The sequence below is a fragment of the Burkholderia stagnalis genome (assembly GCF_902830275.1).
Classification (GTDB): Bacteria; Pseudomonadota; Gammaproteobacteria; order Burkholderiales; family Burkholderiaceae; genus Burkholderia; species Burkholderia stagnalis.
This window is the reverse complement of sequence record NZ_CADESW010000018.1, coordinates 90,656-109,194: the sequence shown is the minus strand read 5'-3', so window position 1 is coordinate 109,194 and position 18,539 is coordinate 90,656. Positions and strand designations below refer to the sequence as shown.

Here is an 18,539-nt window from a genome sequence, read left to right as displayed (position 1 = left end):
GGCCGCCCTGCGATGCAAGGCAACCGCGCGAGCGGCCGGCGTCGGTCGACTAATCGCCGCCGCGACGCGGCGTGCCGTGTCGCGCGAGAAACCGATCGAGCTGGCCGGCAAACGCCTTGCTGTCGCGCGCGCTGAACGGCGCCGGGCCACCCGTGTCGATGCCTGCATTGCGGAGCTGGTCCATCACGTCGCGCATCGTCAGGCGCTCCTTGATGTTTTCACGCGTGAACCAGTTGCCGCGCGGGTCGAGCGCATGCGCGCCGCGCTCGATGACGGCGGCGGCGAGCGGAATGTCCGCGGTAATCACGAGGTCGCCGGCCGCGACGAGTTCGACGACGCGGGCATCGGCCGCGTCGAAACCCGCCGGCACCTGGATCGACTTGATGAACGGCGACGGCGGCGTGCGCAAATATTGGTTGGCCACCAGCGTCACCTGCACTTCGGCGCGCCGCGCGGCCCGAAACAGCATGTCCTTGATGACGGCGGGGCAGGCGTCAGCGTCGACGAGCACTTGCATGAGGACAACTCCAGTACGTTGGAACGCCATCGTATCTCAAGGTCGCGGCGGGCCCGCCGGCAATCGCTGCCCCTGGTCGAGCATCGGGTCGATGCTGCACACCCTGCCCGCCGTCAGTCGGCAATCGAACGAATGACCTTCGCCGGATTGCCGCCGACGAGCGTATTCGGGGGAACGTCCCGGGTGACGACGGCGCCCGCGCCGACCACTGCGTTTTCGCCCACCGTCACGCCGCCGATGACGGTCGCGCCGGCGCCGATCCAGACGTTGCGTTCGATCCTGATCGGCCTGGCGACGACGAACGCGCGCCGCCGGGACGGTTCGAGCGGGTGGCCGCTCGTGATGAGGCTCACGTTCGGCCCGATCATCACGTCGTCGCCGATGTCGAGCCCGCCGAGATCGTAGAACGTGCAGTTCTGGTTGATGAACACGTTGCGGCCGACGCGGATATCCGGCCCGCCGGTCGTATAGAACGGTGGAATCAACAGAACGCTGTCGTCGACCGGCTTGCCGATCAGCTCGCCGAACAACGCGCGCACCTCGTCCGCATCGTTGTACGTCAGACGGTTGAGGCGGGCGGTGAGCGCCATCGCGCGCTTGATGTCGGCCTGCATGGCGGCCGATTCGGGCGTCCTTCCCGGAATGATCCTGGTTCGATCGTCATTCGCCATGCGTCGTTTTCCTCCGTGCGCGTTGGATCGGGCATTGTAGGACGGCATCCGGCATCCGGCATCCGCGACATCCGGTTCGCGCCCGTTGTAATAGAATTGCCGGCGCCCGTCCCGCCGCCCCGACAAGGCGGCCGACGAATCCGAGAGAGCGCCCCCTGAGCCGGTCGAATGAGCCACGACACCACAACCATAACGAGCTGCCCTGTCCGCAAGCGGCTGGCCTTGCGCCGTCAAGCCAGGCGCTTCCCGGATGCCGGCCTGAATCATTGGCTGGAAATCCAGCGCGACCCGTTGAAGTGGCTGGCCGACATGCATCGCGCGTCGCCCGATCTCGCGAGCCTGCGGATGGGCGTGAAGCGGCTCTGGTGCGTGTTTCATCCCGAGGCGGTCCATGACCTGATGGTCTCCCATCGCGCCGACCTGCGGCGCTGGGAGCCGAGCCTGTGCATCATGCGGCAGTGGAACGGGCCGAGTTTCATGATGAAGGAGGGCGACGCGGCACGTCGCCAGCGCCAGGTGGTGCGCCCGCATATTCAGCCGCCCGCCGCGCAGGAGATCCAGCGTATCGCGCGACACTGGTCGGCGCGCCTCGTGCCGGGCCAGGTGGTCGACCTGGATCTGGAAATGGCCGCCTACAGCGTCACGCTGGCCGGCCATGCGTTGTTCGGCGTCGATCTCGGCCCGAACGCGGAAACCATTGCCAAGGCCGTGCGCATCCTGTCGCGCGTTGCGTTGCTCGAAACCAGCACGGGGCTGCCCCTCGGTCACTGGTTCCCGAGCAAGATGTGCCCGCGCAAGCGTTGGGCCCTGCGCGTGATGCGTTCGCAGATCGAGCGGGTCGTCAAGGAATCGGCGCGCCCGGTGGTCATGCATCGCGACGACCTCGCCACGCTGCTGATGGCCTCGCACCAGGCCACCGGCGCAACGCTGTCCTGGGCGCAACTGCTGCTGGCCCGGCATCCCGAGGTGCTGGCCGCGCTGCGCAAGGAGCTCGCCACGATCGACTGGTCCGGCGTGACGCAGTTGCAGGACCTGCGTCGCGCGCCGCTGCTGCGCGCCGTGATCCAGGAAACCCTGCGCCTGTACCCGCCGGCTTATGCGCTGGTGCCGCGCCAGCTGTCGCGCGCGATGACCGTGGCGGGCACGTCGTTCGCGCGCGGCGATATCGTGATGATCTCCAGCTGGATCACGCATCGCGACGCGCGCTGGTTTCCGGAGCCCGATGCGTTCCGGCCCGAGCGCTTCATGCAAGCCGCGACCTGGCCGCAGGGCGCGTATTTTCCGTTCGGCGTCGGCGATCGCGCCTGCCCGGGCACCGGCATGGCGATGATGGACCTGGCCGTCTCGCTGGCCTACTGGGTCGAGCACTGGGACATGACGATCCTCGGGCCGGTGACCCCGCAAGGCTGGTTCTCCCTTCGCCCCAGGAATGCCCGCGTGCGCTTCGAACCGCGCATGCGTGCCGATTGCGAGCCGAACGAGACGCCGCGTCAGTAGAGGGTCGGCCCGATGCGCATCACCGGGCCGGAAGGCGCGGCGATTCGCCACGGACTCCGAAGCTTCCTCGTGTCACGGCCCACATATGATCCACCCCGCTCGACGAGCGGGATGTGAAACGGCGCGCGATTCGATCATCGGCAACCGGCTTTGCCGGATCGAACGGTTCTTGCTATCCTCGCCGCCGAATCCCGCTCTCCGAACCCATACCAGGAATTTCCCATGACGATCGACGCGCAGCCGGCTTCGCCACGCCCGGCGCATCACGACCGCAAGATGCTGGTGCTGTCGATGCTCGGAGGCGCGCTCGAGGTCTACGACTTCATCATCTTTTTCTTCTTCGCGGTGACGCTGAGCCGCGTGTTCTTTCCCCCCGACATGCCGCAATGGCTGAAGCTGCTGCAAAGCTTCGGCATTTTCGCCACCGGCTACCTCGCGCGCCCGCTCGGCGGCATCTGGATGGCGCATTTCGCCGATCGCAGCGGCCGCAAGCGCGTGTTCAGCCTGACCGTGCTGCTGATGGCGTTGCCGTGCTTCGCGATCGGCATCATGCCGACGTACGCGCAGATCGGTTATCTCGCGCCGCTCGTATTGCTGGCGATGCGGATCCTGCAGGGCGCAGCCGTCGGCGGCGAGGTGCCGAGCGCGTGGGCGTTCGTGGCCGAGCATGCGCGCAGCGGGCGCCGCGGCTACGTGCTCGGCATGCTGCAGGCCGGCCTCACGCTCGGCTATCTGCTCGGCGCGCTGACGGGCGCGGTGCTCGAACGATGCTTCAGCCCTGCCCAGATGCTCGATTACGGCTGGCGCATTCCGTTCATTCTCGGCGGGCTGTTCGGGCTCGTCGGGGTCTGGATGCGCCGCCGGCTCAGCGAGACGCCGCGCTTTCTCGAGATGCAGGGCCGCCGCACGGCAGCCGTCGCGTTCCCGCTGCGCGAGGTGATCCGCGCGCAGCGCAGCGCGTTCATGCCGGCCGTCGCGCTCACCGCCGTGCTGACGTCGGCCGTCGTCGTGCTCGTGATCGTGACGCCGACCTTCATGCAGCAGCGCTTCGGCCTGTCGGCCCGCGAGACGTTCGCGATCAGCAGCGTCGGCATCGTGTTTCTGAACATCGGCTGCGTGATCGCGGGCCTCGTCGTCGATCGCATCGGCGCGTGGAAGGCCGTGGCGCTCTACAGCGCGCTGCTGCCGGTCGGCACGGCGGCGCTCTATGCGAGCCTCGCCGGCGGCGGCCACGGCGTCGCCATCGCGCTGGCCTATGCGTTTGCCGGACTGCTGTCGGGCGTGGTCGGGGCCGTGCCGTCCGTCATGGTTGCGCTGTTCTCGACCGCCATGCGCGTGTCGGGCATTTCGTTCACGTACAACCTGACCTACGCGATCTGGGCCAGCGCCGCGTCGCTGGCGCTCGTCGCGCTGATGCCGGCGAGCGCGTGGGTGTGCGTGCAGTTCACGTTCGGCGCCGGCGTGCTCGGTGTCGTCACGGCCCTGCGCTATGGCCGCAAGGTCTACTTCGGCGACTGGCACGGGCATCTCGACTTCCCGGCCACCGCGCGCACCGCCGAGGCGGCGCCCGGTCGAAGCGCCTGATTCTGCCTATGACGCGACGGCAAATGGACGCTCCCGGCGGGAATCCGAAAGGCAGGGCGCGCGTGTTATTTCGGGCGATTTAAAGCAGGGTCGAGGAATGAACGCCCCGTCGAATGCGGATTTAGAGTATTTGCACGAATTGGCGTAAAACGTCGTCGGCAATTGGCGAACGCGGCAACGATTTCATCAATCGTTTTATAAAGCTCAACAATTTAGCCAGCCAATCAGCGCATTGCGATGCCGCGCTGCATTGATTCAAATGCGGGTCCGGCGCGGAATCGGTTCCATTCGAATTTATTTACCTAAATCAAATCGTGCGTCGCTAAATGAATTTTTTCGCACGCATGGCTTTATTTTCGATGCAGATCGGATAGCATGTCCCCCCAGGTCGGCCTCTCCGCGAATTGCCGAAGATGAATGAATCGGCATGAACGCGATTGGCGCGCCTGCGCGCAGTCGCAGGCGGCAATGAGGAAGCGGCCGAGCGCATTACCGCATCAGGCATTAAAAGAGCAAGAAGACTGTTGCATGCCCCGGGCCCCCTGTCAGGCGAAACAACGAGAAAGCGCCAAGGCGTCGAGTTTCCCGATCGCGTCTTGACGCCGTCGATTGCGACGCGTGTCCGCCGACCGAAGGCCATTCGGGATTCCCACTTACTCGACAGGAGACCGCCATGGCTCGTGTTCGTGTTGCCGCGTGTCCCGAATCGTCAGCGCGCCTCTCCTCATGCAAAACGTGCTGAGCCTCGACGCGAAGCGCCATCCCGTCGTCCCGCAGGGCCGGGGCGTGCGCTCGGTCGTCAACGGCGTGTCGTTGATCTGGGAAGCGGCGCCGGGCCTGCATGCGATCTCGATGGGCGTGGGCATCGGCCGGGGCGCTTATGACGATCCGCACGGCGAAGCGGGCCTCGCCCATTTCTGCGAGCACGCGCGGGTGGCCCAGGTCAACCGGATGATCGGGCCCGCCAAGGCGAGGGTGCTGTCGGTCGAGGCCTTCACCGAGCGAAACGAAACCTACTTCGTCGTGTGCGCGCTGAAACAGGACGCCGCGGTGCTCGGCGAATGGCTCGACGCATTCCTGAATCCGCGCCCCCTCGACGACGCGGCGATCGAGCAGGAGCGCGCCGTGCTCGTCGAGGAGGTCGCGACGCTCGAGAGCAGCGAGATCAGCCGGATCGACGACGAGTTCCTGAAGGCTGCCTACGGCGACGAGCGGATGTGGCGCCCCATCGGCGGGCGCGTGGCCGACGTCGCGGCGCTGGCCGGCGCGAACGTGCATCGCGCGATCGCCGACGACAACCGGCGCGGCAAGATCGCGGTGGCGCTGGTCGGCGACCTGCAGCCGACCGGGCTGCTGGCCTCGGTCGAGCGCACGCTCGGGGTGCTGCCGCGCGCGCGTGAGACGGCGGCCGCGGCGGCGGCCGACCCTATGCCGACGCACGGCCTGGCGGCGGGCCGCGCGCCGATTCCGACGTCGTTGGGCGTCGGCTATTTCATGCTCGGCTACCCGGCGTTCCCGCGTTTCGACGAGCGCCGCGTGTCGCTCTATGCGATGAGCCTGATCTTCGGCGAGGACGAGCATTCGGTGCTCTACAACGCGCTGCGCGTCGACAAGGCGCTGCTGTATGCGGTCAATTCCGAGTGCCATCTGTTCAAGGATCACGGCCATCTCATCATCCGCGGGATGGTGGCGTACGACAAGCTCGAGCGGGTGATGGACCATGTGTTCGAGCTCGCGGCGGCCATGCCGGCGATCGTGCAGGACCGTGTCGTGCAGGACGAAGCCCGGCAGGCGCTGATGCGCACGCTGCTGATGCGGCTCGACGATCCGCGCAACCGGCTGATGCGGCTGCTCAAGCACGAGATGTGGTTCGACGCGTACTTCGACTACGAGGACGACCTGGACTTCATCCGGGGCGTGACGCCGCAGAGCCTGCACGAGGTGACCGAAGCGGTGCTCCGGTCGCCGCCGCTCATCTGCCATGGGGTAGCGAATGGCTAAGGTACTTCTCATCAACCCCAACATCAAGATCGTCGATCGGGAGAAGGATCATTACTCGATCATGGAGCATCTTGGGCTGGGCCTGCTGTCCGCCGCGCTCAAGAAGGACGGGCACGTCGTGCGGATTCTCGACTGCTACGCGCACAACCTGTCCAACGACGCGGCGGTGGGCGCGTTTCTCGCGTTCGAGCCGGACTTCGTCGGGCTGACCGCGAACTACCTGAACTTCGACTCGGCGGTGGAAGTGGCCGAGCTGGCGCGCCAGGTGCTCGACGACGTCTATGTTTTCGTCGGCGGCGAGCACTGCACGTATGCGGCCGAGGAAATTCTCGCCCGGCATCCGGCCATCCAGGCGGTGGTGCGCGGCGAGGGCGAAGAGGCCGTCGTGGAGCTGGTGGCGAAGGCGCCCAAGCTGCTGGGCGTCGCGGGCGTCTATTTCCGCGACGTGCGCACCAACATTCTCTTCAAGAATCCTGACCGTCCCGGCATCGAAGACCTGGACCGGCTGCCGCTGGCCGACCGCGCGACGCTCGACTACTGCCGCAGGCGCGATCTCAAGACCGCCATCGGCGTGATCGCGCAGCGCGGCTGCAACTTCAAGTGCACGTTCTGCAATGCGAACAAGTACCTGCGGCTGGGCGGCGGCGCGGCCATCCGGCGGCGCACGGTCAAGAACGTGGTCGACGAGCTCGAGTATCTCTACGAGCACTACTTCCTCAAGGGCAACGTCGAGAAGCTCTATTTCTACGATGCCAACTTCATCGACGGCAGCAATCGCTCGAAGGCATGGGCGCGCGACCTCGCGCACGAAATCGTCCGCCGCGGCGTGGCCATGCCGTTCGAGGTTTACCTGCGCGGCGATTCGCTCAAGGGCGACGACGACGAGGTCGTGACGGACCTGAAGCGCGCCGGGCTGGAGGCGGCCTTCATCGGCATCGAATCGTTCGACCAGCAGGATCTCGGTTTCTACGGGAAGGACATCACCACCGAACGGCTCACCGAGGGCCTCGACCTGCTGCGGCGCCATCGCGTGCTCGGGCCGACCGCGGGCGTGATCATGTTCAACCCGTACAGCACGGTGCAGGGCATCCGCACCACGGCCCGGCTGCTCGCGCGCTTCGGCTATGCGTCGTTCTGGAACCTGTCGCAGCGGCTGCAGCTCTTTCCCGGCGTGAAGCTGGTGGACGAGCTGCGCGACAAAGGCCTGCTGGACGGCTACGACAAGTCCAACAAGGTGTATTCGTACCGCTTCCAGGAACCGATGATGGGGCGCCTGTCCGACCACCTGCTGCAGCTCAACGACGAAGTGGAAATCGTGCGGGACAACGCGCTGCCGCGCCATGTGTCCACCGAGCTGAACCGCATTCTCAACGCGGTCGAACTGCACGGGCTGGACGAGGCGAAGGCCAACCGCATCGCGGCGCCGGCGATGGCGCGGCTGCAATCGATCAACGGCCTGAACGTCGAGTATTTCCTGCAGACCATCGCGCACTTCGAGGGCGGCAGCGACGCCGGGGCGATCGCCGGCGACCGGCAATCCTACCTGGGCGAACTGGGCGCTTCCCTGGACAGTCTCGAGACCGAATTCAGCACGGCGCTGCATGGCTTACATGATTGGTTGATCAGCGAACGCTCCGCTGACGACCTTGCTGTTGCTTCGCCAGCCGGACAAGGGCGGTGAACCTGTCCGGCCGAAGCCGGCTGGCGAGCAATTCCGTGTGGCTCGCGCCACTTCATCAACGCGTCAACCAAGGAGAAGTCATGGCAATCAATCTCATGGCCCCCAAAGGCAATGACCAGAACGTGAAGCTGTCGACCGAAATCTGGAAGAAGCTGAACGAGGTCAAGACCGCCAAGCTGCAGGAAACCGCGCAACACGCGCAAGCCGACCAGGCAGGCGACGTCGAAGTCCGCAAGGACGGCGAGTAAGCGCGTTGCCTGAGGTTACGTCGCGGTGCACCGCGACGTAACCTCTTTTTCGCCCTTGCGCGGCCGCGCTCGGGCGTCCCTTTCCCATGAGCAGGATGCGCCATATGGACCTGTCGAACGACTTCGATGTGCTGTTGGTGAATCCCCGCAATCCACCGAGCGGCAGCGCCGAATCGGCGGAGTTCACCTGCGAGAATCTCGCGCTGGCGTACCTGTCGAGCGCGCTCGCGACGGCCGGCGCACGTACGCTGATCGTCGATTGCGACCTCGACAAGGTCGGCGCGAGCGAGATCGCCGCGCTGTGCGAACGGGAGCATCCGGTGCTCGTGGGCATCACGGCGCTGTCGCGCAACGCGGGCGACGCGATCGAGATCGCGCGCGAGGTCAAGCGCCGCTGCCCCGGCACGCGCACCGTGCTCGGCGGGCTTCACTTCACCTACTGCGGCGAAAAGGTGCTCGCGAAAGTCCCCGAGATCGATTTCGTGATTCGCGGCGAGGGCGAATTCTCGATGATCGCCCTCTACCGCTACCTGAAGGATGGCGTCGGCACGCGGCTGCAGATCGGCGGGCTGCTCTACCGCTCGCAGGACGGCTCCGTCGTCAGGATTCCGGCGACCGGCGCGATCGAGAACCTCGACGCGCTGCCGTTCCCGGACCGGCAGGTGCTGGCGCGCGCCGTTCGCAAGGGCATCCAGCCGGCCATCCCCGTGCTGAGCAGCCGCGGCTGCTACGCGCGCTGCCTGTTCTGCAATGCGTCCCACGTATACAACGAAGGGGGCGGCCGCCCGTGGCGCCACCGCTCCGCGTCGAACGTGGTCGACGAGATCGAGGGGCTGGTCGACCGCTATGCGGCCGACGCCGACCCGGTGATCCTGTTCTACGACGACACGTTCATCGGCCCGGGCAACAAGGCGCGGCGCCATGCGTACGAGCTCGCCGACGAGATCATCCGGCGCGACGTCCGCATCATGTTCGAAACCTTCCTGCGCGCGGACACGTTCCACGACGACTACGAACTCGTGCGCCGCCTGCGCGAGGCCGGCATGGTGCGCGTGTTCATGGGCATCGAGGCGTCCGACGACCAGGAGCTCAAGCTGTTCCGCAAGGCCGTCACCGTCCACCAGATCGACCAGGCGCTGGACAACCTGAAGACCAACAACGTGACGACGCCCTCCAGCGGCTTCATCATGTTCCTGCCGTACAGCTCGTTCACGTCGCTGCGCCGCAATGCGCTCTACCTGCGCAAGATCCACCATGCGTCGGTGTGGAACCTGTCGACGCGGCTGGACGTGTATGGCGGCAACGAGTTCGTCCCGTACCTGCGCGAGCAGGGGCTGCTGACCGGCGCGGACGAATACGACGGCGTGTACGAATACAAGTTCCGCGATGCGCGGGTGGCCCGCTTCGCGGCCTACATGGACATCTCGCAGAACGACGTCGTGCAGCGGCTCGACACCGTCGGCCGGTTCGTGGAATTCAACTTCGCGAACATGTCGTACGAGCTGTCGCGCATCGGCATCGCCTGCGACTGGGACGAGTCCGCGCTGATCGACCGCGCGCAGAAGGACATCCAGACCCTCGCTTTCGACTTCTTCATGAACGCGATGGAGCGCTTCGAGCGCAACGATCCCGATATCGAACGCGGGCCGGAGAAGGACCGGTTCTTCGACACGCTGTCCGAGCGGATCGACGCGCTCGAATCGTCCTATGCGCGCTTCCTGGCGCGCGCGAACGCGGCGCTGGAAGGCCGTGCCGCGCCGGCCGGGCAAGCGCCCGCCGAATCGGCACATGCCGCTTGAACCGGCCAGACGGAGACCCCATGCCTGCCAACAAGATCATCCTGGTCAACGCCCACAAGAAGTCGGCGGAGTATCTGCACAACAACCCGACGGAGCACCTCGGCCTTGGCTATCTCGCGGCGTACCTGCGCAAGTTCGGCTACTCGAACGTCGAGATCATCGACGGCTATGCGCTGGCGCTGTCCACCGAGCAGATCTTCGACGAGGTGCGCGCGGCCGCGCCCGACCTGATCGGCATCACGCTCGAATACAACACCTTCGAGGAGGCGATCAAGCTCGCCCGGCTCGTGAAGGGCGTGCACCCCCACGCACGGGTCGTGCTGGGCGGCGAGCATGCGACCTATGCGACCGTCGAGATCCTCGAGACCCACCCCGAGATCGACTTCATCGTGCGCGGCGAAGGCGAAGTCACGTTCCTGGAACTCTGCGAGCTGACCTTCAACGGCTCGGGCCAGCCGCTGGCCGACGTGCTGGGCGTCGCGTATCGCGATGCGTCGGGCAAGGCCGTGCAGAACAAGGACCGCCCGGCGATCGAGGATCTCGACACGCTGCCGTTCCCGGCGCGCGACACGCTCGAACGCGCGCTGAAGGCGGGGCTGCGGCCCGCGATCGCGATGCTCGGCAGCCGCGGCTGCCCGGCCAAGTGTTCGTTCTGCAATGCGTACAAATTCTTCAACATCGGCGGCGGCGCGCGCTGGCGGCCGCGCTCGGCGGAGAACATCGTCGACGAGCTGGAGATGCTGCTGAACAAGTACCAGGGGCTCGACATCTACCCCGTGGTGTACTTCGGCGACGAGAACTTCCCGGGCCCCAAGCGCGGGCTGCCGCGCGTGCGCGAATTCGCGGAGCGGATCATCCGCAAGGGGCTGAGCGTCGAGTACGAGATCTTTTGCCGCACCGATTCGTTCAACGGGCAGGACGAACTGGTGGACCTGCTCCGGCAGTCGGGCCTCATCTCCGTGCTGATGGGCATCGAGGCCGGCTCGGACGACCAGCTCAAGCTGCTCAACAAAGGGTCGAGCGCCAGCAAGAACCTGTCGTCGGTCGAGATCTTCCAGAAATACAACGTCGTGACGAGTTCGAGCGGGTTCCTGATGTTCAATCCGTATACGACGTTCCGCGACCTGCGCCGCAACGTCAGCTTCCTGCTGCGCATCCAGCACGCGACGCTCTACAACATGAGTTGCCGCGTGCATGCGTATCCGGGGCTGGAGATGAACAAGGATCTTGCCGACAGCGGCATGCTGACGCCCGAATATACGCACTACAAGGTCGACAGCATCGCGTTCGTCAACAAGCATGTGCAGGGCATCGCCGACCTGCTCACGGACCTGGCCGACGTCGACCTGCTGCGCAGGGAAGATTCGACGATGCGGGACATCGACATCAACATGGCCCGCACGCTGTCGGTGATCGGCGGCAACCTGCTCGAGGGGGACATGGTCCAGCAGTGCGAGGTCGCCGCGCTGTTTGCCGCGAAGGCCGCGGTGCAGCGGCGCTCCGCCGATTTCTTCCTGGCGCTGGTGGAGCAGGCGGAGGCGCATGACCTGACGCGGGACGGCTTCATCACGCAGTACGCAACCTATGCCGAAGCCATCCGGCAGGGCCTCGATCATCTCGACAACGTATTCCATGAAACGATGCTGAACATCAAGCATTACCTCGACGAAACCTTCCTGACGGACCTCGTCGGCGAGCCGCTCTCGGCCCGGAACCTGTGCCGTCCGGAGCAAGGGCACAACGGCGCGCTGTCCGCCGCGTCGATGCATTCCGTCGGGGAGGTGTCGTGAAGCACGTCGTGACCTCCGCGCTGTGGCGCATCATTCCGGTCGGGCTGGCCCTCACGCCGATCGGCGTGCTGTTCGGCGTGCTCGCCGCGCAGTTGAACTGGACGCCGTTCGAAGTGTTCCTGATGAGCCTCATCGGCTTCACCGGCAGCGGCCAGTTCGCGTATCTCGGGTTCGCGTCCCGCGGCATCGACATCTCGTCGCTGGGGCTGGCCTTTCTCGTGATCCTGAGCATGAACCTGCGTTACGTGCCGATGTCGCTGACGGCCACCGCGCCGCTGAAGATCAACCTGCTCGGGAAGGTGCCGCTGGCCCACTGGCTGGCGGACGAATCCTATGCCACCGAGAAGCAGTCGGACGGGGTGGCCAGCCGCTTCGTGATCCGCGGGACGATCACGGCGTTCTGGTGCCTGTCGACGGCGGCCGGCGTCGCGCTGGCGGCGTTCCTGCCGCCGGTGGTCAAGTCGACGCTGGCCGGCGTGACCTATCCCGTCAGCGCGATCCTGCTGGCGCTGGGGCTGCTGAACATCTACGCGTTCGTGCGCGCGCGCCGGGCGGAACGCGCGCGGCAGCCGGCCGCGCTGTCGGCGCGCAAGGCCATCGCGATCGGCTTCGTGGCCGTCTTCGTGCTGCAGTATCTGCTCGGGCCCGTGTATTTCTGGATTCCGGGGATCGCGGTCGTCTATTGGCTGCTGGTGAAAACGGACGGGATGATCGGCCATGAATAACGCGATGCTGGGAACACTCCTGCTGCTCGGCGTCAGCGTGCTGGTGCGCGTCATTCCGAGCATCGTGCGGCTGCCGTTCGACAACCGGCGCCAGCAGACGCTGCGCCAGCTTCTGCCGATCGCCGTCTTCGTCAACCTGGTGGCGTACTGCTTCCTCAGCGAGGTGAAGACCCACCCGGCCGAGGCCGTGGCCGCGTTCGCGCTGCTGCTCGGCATGATTACGTTTCTGCCGCGCGTGGGCGTGCTGCTGTCGGTCGTGCTGTCGTCGACGGTCTACTTCCTGATGCTGCACTTCGGGGCCGGCGGGCACCTGATCGCGTCGATCTGAAGGCGAGCACCTTCGCCGACGGGGCGCCGGCCCGTGCCGCGGGGGCCGGCGCCGTCGCGTCTTCGTCATTCCCGATCGTTAGTTTCGCGGCCTGCCGTGGCGTCGGCATATTCAAATGCGGATTTGCGAATAGCGAATGCCGCGCCTGAAAAAATGGAACCGGTACTGCGATCTTTACGCGCTGCGTCAGTTTATGCGGTGCGATTCTTGAATTGACGGATTACTCTAAGTAAAAACAGGTCGACTGACACATTAGTGAAGTCCATACGAAATGTGCGGGATTATCCGGATGCTTGCTTTTTTCGCAGACTTGTACGCTACCTTACTGATAAAGATATTTACTTGGCCGATATGATTCCGGGCTAAATTCGCCTCCGTTTGAAACTGGATACCAAGAAAACCATCTTGACGGCCGCTGGCAAGCTGGTGTAAGCAACCGGTAATATTTTTAATCCGTGCAATAATCCCGGCGATTATTAGGCCATCCTCGGCGATATTTTCGTTTCTGTCCCCTAAAAAGCGATTCATATGCGCCTGACACATGCGAAATCTGCAAAAATGTCATTTGAATCGACCAAGCGATTCGCTTTCAATACGAAAGCCCTTTTTTGCTGGCAAAAACCAAAACAGTAATCAGGTTTTTTTAAATATAAATCGCAAAGCGTGCCGGAACGTCCCTGCGTCGCCGCTCGTTGCTTGAACGAGCGACCTGTCCGTTTCCGCCAGGCCGAAGCGAAATACGTGTCGTCGTAGTTGAGCGAGCATTACCACCATCGAATCAGAGTCCCCGGCGTGCTTTTCTCGATCGTGGCCGGACGGCGATCCCGTCCGGGAGAGCGCGCGTCGGTGGGGCGGGTGCGTCTGCCCGACGCATCCGCCCACGCTTGCCGCGCCGGCACGACCGGAGACGCGACCAGGAGCCAAGATGACAAACTGGGTTGAAGAACTATTGGCCGGGCTGGAACGAGCCAGTTCGGAGCGGGAGATCTATGGCCGTATCGAGGAGGCGGCGCGCAGTCTCGGCTACGAATACTGTGCATACGGATTGCGCATGCCGTGGCCGGTATCGCGGCCGAGGATCTATTTGCTCAACAACTACCCGCCGGCGTGGCAGGCGCGCTACCAGGAGGCGCGCTATGTCGACATCGACCCCACCGTGAAGCATGCGCGCCGTTCGCAGGCGCCCGTGGTGTGGAGCGACGCATTCTTCGCCGATACGCCCGACCTGTGGTTCGAGGCACAGGAGCACGGGCTGCGCCACGGCTGGACGCAGTCGGCGTTCGACAGTTGCGGCGTGGCCGGCATGCTGACGCTCGCGCGCTCGCACGGCCCGATCACGCCGGCCGAGCTCGAGCAGAACGAGTTCAAGATGCGCTGGCTCGTCAGCACGACGCACCTGGCAATGACCGGCACGCTGATGCCGAAGCTCGCGCCCGACACCGAGCGCGGGCTGACCGACCGCGAGGTCGAGGTGCTCAAGTGGGCCGCGGACGGCAAGACGTCGAGCGAGATCTCGACGATCCTGGTGATCTCCGTCGACACCGTGAACTTCCACGTCAAGAACGCGGTGACGAAGCTCAAGGCCGCCAACAAGACCTCCGCCGTCGTGCGCGCGACGATGCTCGGGCTGCTGAGCTGAAGCGTCGCGCGCGCCGTCGCGCATTCATTTCGTTATCCGATCTTCCGACGCCGCGCATGCGCGGCGCGTCGGCGCGCGCCTGTGTGTCATGCGTGTGTCGCGCATTGCGTCGCGCGTGTCGCCGTTCGAGCGTCGCGCGCGATGCGCGAGCGGAGTCAGCTCCAAACTTTGGTAGTTGTCGCAATCAACGCCGCACGCTGAAATCTCGATCCAGCGAATGGTCGGGTGCGCCGGGCAGCGATGCCGGTGCGAATCGGTCGTTCGCCTCGCTTCATCCCGTCGAAACGACACACCCCACAGCAGGCGCGTTGCTCGGTCGAACCGATGCAGGTGCGCTTTTTGATCGAGTTTCCTTGCTTGAAGAGAGGTTGACGATGGACCCCAGAGCACATACGCCGACGCAAGACCGCGAATCGCACAGCCTGTACGGCTTCGACATGACGGAGTACCTGCGCGGCGACGCGCACGCCGGCCAGCCGGCCTGCGACGTCGCGTTGCACGCGGTCACGCACGGCGGCATCTATCCGCTCGGGCAGGCGCGCCTTGCACTCGGCGCCTATGAACGCGCGGCGCTCGACGTGCTGCAGCGCCATCGCGAACTGCGCATCGACGGCGACACGCCGGCCGACGTCGCGGGCGGCACGACGCTCGCGCTGTACGTGAACTCGCTCGGCCGCCTGCACATCCGCCCGGCGTCGGAACCGAAGGTCGCCTACGAGGAGCGCGACAGCTGGGTCGACCTCGGCACCGTGACGGTGGGCGACGACGTGCTCGCCGAGATCGACACGGCGCTCGCCGCATGGCGCGCGATCGAACGCCGCAGCTTCGCCGAGGTGCGTGCCGCGATGGACCGCGCGCAGGCCGAAGGGAACCTGTCGCGCATCCTCGAGGAAGTCATCGATCACGTCGAGCACGTGGAATCGGTGTGCTTCTACGTCGGCGACCGCTTCTTCGCGCTGATCGACCGCTTCACGAACCTGATCGACAGCAAGACCGGCAAGGGTCATCTGCCGCGCCTGCGCGAGCTGCCGTATGCGGAATGGAGCGAGGAGGACGTGCTGATCGTCGCCGCGCTGAACGCGCTGTTCCTGTCGGGCCGCTCGGTGCGCTTCGAGGAATTCAACGGCGCGCTGCTGACCGCGCAGGACGTCGTCGGCCGCCTCAACCAGCTCGCGGCGAGCTACACGGACGCCGGCTGCGAGGTGGCGGTGCCGCTCGATCTCGACCTGTTCGAGCGCGCGCAGAAGATCCGCGAGCAAACGCTGTGCGCGATCGGCAAGCCGTGGCTGCGCTACCGCTGGATCTACGGCCTGAATTTCCAGAAGACCGAACGGATCCTGCACTCGGCCGTGTCGACCGAGGCGCACGACCAGTGGTATCGCGAATTCGGCGACGACTTCCGCCAGTTCGTGTCGCCGCACGGCGAGTTCGCGCCGCCCGAGTATGTCGCGATGGCGCTGCTCGCGAACGCGGCGATCGCGCGCGACGTCGCGGGCGTGCCGTGCGAGGCCGGCAGCGCGGCCGTCACGAGCTGGATCGAATACCTGATCGAGAAGACCGTCGCGTCCGCCGTGCTCGCCACCGGTTCGGACTACGGGATGTCGAGCTCGCTGCGCGACATCGGCCAGCTCGTCACCTATGACGAGCCGACGCTGATCGACACGGTGCACGCGCTCACGCCGGCGAGCTTCTTCACCGCGTACGTGTCGCACAAGACGATCGCGCGCTACGGCGACGCGGAAAGCAAGATGATCGCGAGCTCGGTGCAGAAGCGGATGCAGTTCAACCGCTGGCACTTCATCCCCGGCAACTTCGAGCGGCCGCTGATCCGCTCGTCGCGCCACTGGTACTACCCGCCGCTCGTGCCGGACATCTCGTCGCATTCGGACATGCACCGCGCCGCGCACAACCGCGCGCGCGTGAAGTACTCGATCCGCGTGCCGGGCCCCGACATGTCGCGTCCGCCGCTGAACATCGCGGGCCAGCGCTATCGCGGCTTCTACGACGTGCGCATCGTGCGCGCCGAAGGCGACGAGTATTCGACCGAGGACATGCTGCGCGTGCGCCGCCGCACGCTGTGGCTCGAGGCGCTGTATACCGCGCTCGTCAACTACCTGATGACGCCGGACGCCAAGCGGCTCGTCGTGAAGGGCTTCGAGGCGGGCACCTACCTCGACCTCGCGGGCGACGTGCTGCCGAACGCGGCGGACACGCTGCGCGCCACGGCCACGGAGGGCGCACTGTGACGGCAGCGCCGATCAGCGTCGTCAACACGGTTGCCGCCAACGGCGGCAAGCGCGACACGCACCGCATCACGTTCTTCCAGCAGGGCGGCCGCGTCGTGCTCACCCACGCGCAGCTCGATGCGCAGGCCACGCGGCTGGCGCACGACCTGCGCGAGGCTGGCCTGGCGCGCGGCGCGCGCATCGGCATCGTCGCGCGCAACGGGCTCGCGTGGGTGCTGCTCGATCTCGCCGCGCTGAAGGCGGGCATCGTCACGGCCGGCTTCGAGTTCGGCAAGTTCCAGCCGAACCAGGCGCTCGTCGACAAGTACGCGCTCGACGCCGTCTACGCGGACGGCGCGACGTCGTTCGACCCGGCGCGCGACCTGCGCACACTGCTCGACGCGCACGTGCGGGCCTGCGGCGACGGCAGCGGCGTCGACCCGGTCGCGCCGCCGTTCGAATCGGCCGTGTACGCGCGCGACGACGTCACGACGATCAAGTTCACGTCCGGCAGCTCCGGCGAGCCGAAGGGTCTCGCCGCGCGCGCCGGCAGCATCGACGCGTCGCTCGCGGCGGTCCAGCAGCTCTACGCGCACGGCGACGGCGACGACGTGCTGGTGTTCCTGCCGCTGTCGCTGCTGCAGCAGCGCTACTGGATCTATTCGGCGCTGACGTTTGGCCACGACGTGACGGTCGCGCCGTTCGAGTTCGCATTGGAGGCGACCCGCCAGCAGCCGCCGACGGTCGTGATGGGCGTGCCGGGTTTCTACGACGGCGTGAAGAAGCGCATCGAGCGCCTGACGCCGCCCGGCGAAACCGGCATCGACGCGCGCCGGCAGCGGATCGACGCGCTGCTCGGCCCGCGCATCCGCTACATGTGGACGGGCTCCGCGCCGGCGAACCCCGACACGCTGCGCTTCTTCGAGGAAGCGGGCGTGCCGATCTTCGAAGGCTACGGGATGAACGAGACGTGCATCGTGACCAAGAACTATCCGGGTCACGCGCGCACGGGCAGCGTCGGCCGGCTGATTCCCGGCAAGCGCGCGCGGATCGACGACGAAGGCGTGCTGATCGTCGGCGCGGACGAGCCGGTCAACACGCAGTACCTGTACAGCGAGCCGGGCGCGAGCGAGCGGATCTTCCTGCCGAGCGGCGAGGTGCGCACCGGCGACCTCGCGCGCTTCGACGACGACGGCTTCCTGTACATCCTCGGCCGCGCCGACGACCTGATCGTGCTCGCGAACGGCAAGAACGTGCATACGCGCAAGCTCGAGGAGCAGGTGAAGACGCACGTCGGCGTCGAGGAGTGCGTGCTGTACGGCGCGGGCCAGCAGTACCTCGTCGCGGTGATCTCGCCGCAGGACGCGGGCGCCGACCACGCGGCGATCCACGCGCACGTTGCCGAGCTCAACGAGACGCTGGCCGTGCACGAGCGGATCGTGAAGGCATTCATCGCGCCGCAGCCGTTCGGCACCGAGACGCGCTTCGTCACGTCGCAGTTCAAGCCGAAGCGCAAGGAAATCTTCAACGCATTCAAGATCGAAATCGATCGACTTTATGGAGGACGAGCGTGAGCGACATCGAAGCCATTGTGCGGCACCACCTGTGCGAAGTGGTCGGACGCCCCGAATCGGAGGCGGCCAGCCTGCCGCTCGACGACGACCTGACGTACGACTTCGGCCTCGCCTCGCTCGAGCTGATCGTGCTGATGAGCAGCGTGTGCGAAGCCGCGCGCGTGCCGTTGACGGAGTTCGGTGAGGACGACCTCGCGAAGCTGCGCACCGGCCGCGACATTGTCAACCTGCTGGCCACCAAAGTACCTGCATAAGGAATC

At 65.9% G+C, this 18,539-nt stretch carries 15 protein-coding genes; 13 read left to right on the top strand and 2 right to left on the bottom strand.

The genetic code is table 11. The annotated features are described in order from the left end of the window. Positions 1 to 49 precede the first annotated feature (49 nt). Positions 50 to 517, bottom strand: coding sequence for a YaiI/YqxD family protein (locus HWY45_RS26865; RefSeq protein ID WP_059806533.1), 468 nt, complete (start codon positions 515 to 517; stop codon positions 50 to 52). Between the two features lie 113 nt (positions 518 to 630). Beyond that, positions 631 to 1,188 (bottom strand): sugar O-acetyltransferase, encoded by a 558-nt coding sequence (locus HWY45_RS26860; RefSeq protein ID WP_059806530.1) that lies wholly within the window; start codon positions 1,186 to 1,188, stop codon positions 631 to 633. Positions 1,189 to 1,497: 309 nt separating this feature from the next. Here HWY45_RS26860 and HWY45_RS26855 point away from each other — a divergent pair, with 309 nt between their 5' ends. From HWY45_RS26855 to HWY45_RS26795, 13 genes are all read left to right on the top strand, one after another. Next, on the top strand, positions 1,498 to 2,685 hold the full coding sequence (locus tag HWY45_RS26855) for a cytochrome P450 (RefSeq protein WP_230946954.1): 1,188 nt from the start codon (positions 1,498 to 1,500) through the stop codon (positions 2,683 to 2,685). Between the two features lie 222 nt (positions 2,686 to 2,907). Next, positions 2,908 to 4,269: an MFS transporter gene (locus HWY45_RS26850; protein WP_059564942.1), complete on the top strand. Its 1,362-nt coding sequence runs from the start codon at positions 2,908 to 2,910 to the stop codon at positions 4,267 to 4,269. A 726-nt stretch (positions 4,270 to 4,995) separates the two neighbouring features. Next, positions 4,996 to 6,270, top strand: a complete 1,275-nt coding sequence (locus tag HWY45_RS26845; RefSeq protein ID WP_059883380.1) for a M16 family metallopeptidase — start codon at positions 4,996 to 4,998, stop codon at positions 6,268 to 6,270. Beyond that, positions 6,263 to 7,951 (top strand): B12-binding domain-containing radical SAM protein, encoded by a 1,689-nt coding sequence (locus HWY45_RS26840; RefSeq protein WP_059806516.1) that lies wholly within the window; start codon positions 6,263 to 6,265, stop codon positions 7,949 to 7,951. Before HWY45_RS26845 ends, HWY45_RS26840 begins: the two co-directional genes overlap by 8 nt. A gap of 80 nt (positions 7,952 to 8,031) precedes the next feature. Then, the gene (locus tag HWY45_RS26835) at positions 8,032 to 8,199 is read left to right on the top strand and encodes a hypothetical protein (protein WP_155628734.1); all 168 of its coding nucleotides are present in this window, start codon (positions 8,032 to 8,034) and stop codon (positions 8,197 to 8,199) included. Positions 8,200 to 8,303: 104 nt separating this feature from the next. After that, positions 8,304 to 9,998 carry a B12-binding domain-containing radical SAM protein gene (locus HWY45_RS26830; RefSeq protein ID WP_059883375.1) on the top strand — a complete coding sequence of 565 codons (1,695 nt, stop codon included), beginning with the start codon at positions 8,304 to 8,306 and terminating at the stop codon, positions 9,996 to 9,998. A gap of 20 nt (positions 9,999 to 10,018) precedes the next feature. Next, positions 10,019 to 11,788, top strand: a complete 1,770-nt coding sequence (locus HWY45_RS26825; protein WP_059883373.1) for a B12-binding domain-containing radical SAM protein — start codon at positions 10,019 to 10,021, stop codon at positions 11,786 to 11,788. Beyond that, positions 11,785 to 12,513 carry an AzlC family ABC transporter permease gene (locus HWY45_RS26820; protein WP_059883371.1) on the top strand — a complete coding sequence of 243 codons (729 nt, stop codon included), beginning with the start codon at positions 11,785 to 11,787 and terminating at the stop codon, positions 12,511 to 12,513. The genes HWY45_RS26825 and HWY45_RS26820 overlap by 4 nt, the downstream gene beginning before the upstream one ends. Positions 12,514 to 12,517: 4 nt before the next feature. Continuing rightward, positions 12,518 to 12,841: an AzlD domain-containing protein gene (locus HWY45_RS26815; protein ID WP_059564936.1), complete on the top strand. Its 324-nt coding sequence runs from the start codon at positions 12,518 to 12,520 to the stop codon at positions 12,839 to 12,841. A 925-nt stretch (positions 12,842 to 13,766) separates the two neighbouring features. Further along, on the top strand, positions 13,767 to 14,480 hold the full coding sequence (locus HWY45_RS26810) for an autoinducer binding domain-containing protein (RefSeq protein WP_059564935.1): 714 nt from the start codon (positions 13,767 to 13,769) through the stop codon (positions 14,478 to 14,480). Between the two features lie 374 nt (positions 14,481 to 14,854). Next, positions 14,855 to 16,726 carry a hypothetical protein gene (locus HWY45_RS26805; RefSeq protein WP_059883369.1) on the top strand — a complete coding sequence of 624 codons (1,872 nt, stop codon included), beginning with the start codon at positions 14,855 to 14,857 and terminating at the stop codon, positions 16,724 to 16,726. Continuing rightward, complete coding sequence (locus HWY45_RS26800) at positions 16,723 to 18,279, top strand: AMP-binding protein (RefSeq protein WP_059883367.1); 1,557 nt, start codon at positions 16,723 to 16,725, stop codon at positions 18,277 to 18,279. The genes HWY45_RS26805 and HWY45_RS26800 overlap by 4 nt, the downstream gene beginning before the upstream one ends. After that, complete coding sequence (locus HWY45_RS26795) at positions 18,276 to 18,533, top strand: hypothetical protein (RefSeq protein WP_059564932.1); 258 nt, start codon at positions 18,276 to 18,278, stop codon at positions 18,531 to 18,533. The genes HWY45_RS26800 and HWY45_RS26795 overlap by 4 nt, the downstream gene beginning before the upstream one ends. Positions 18,534 to 18,539: the final 6 nt, after the last annotated feature.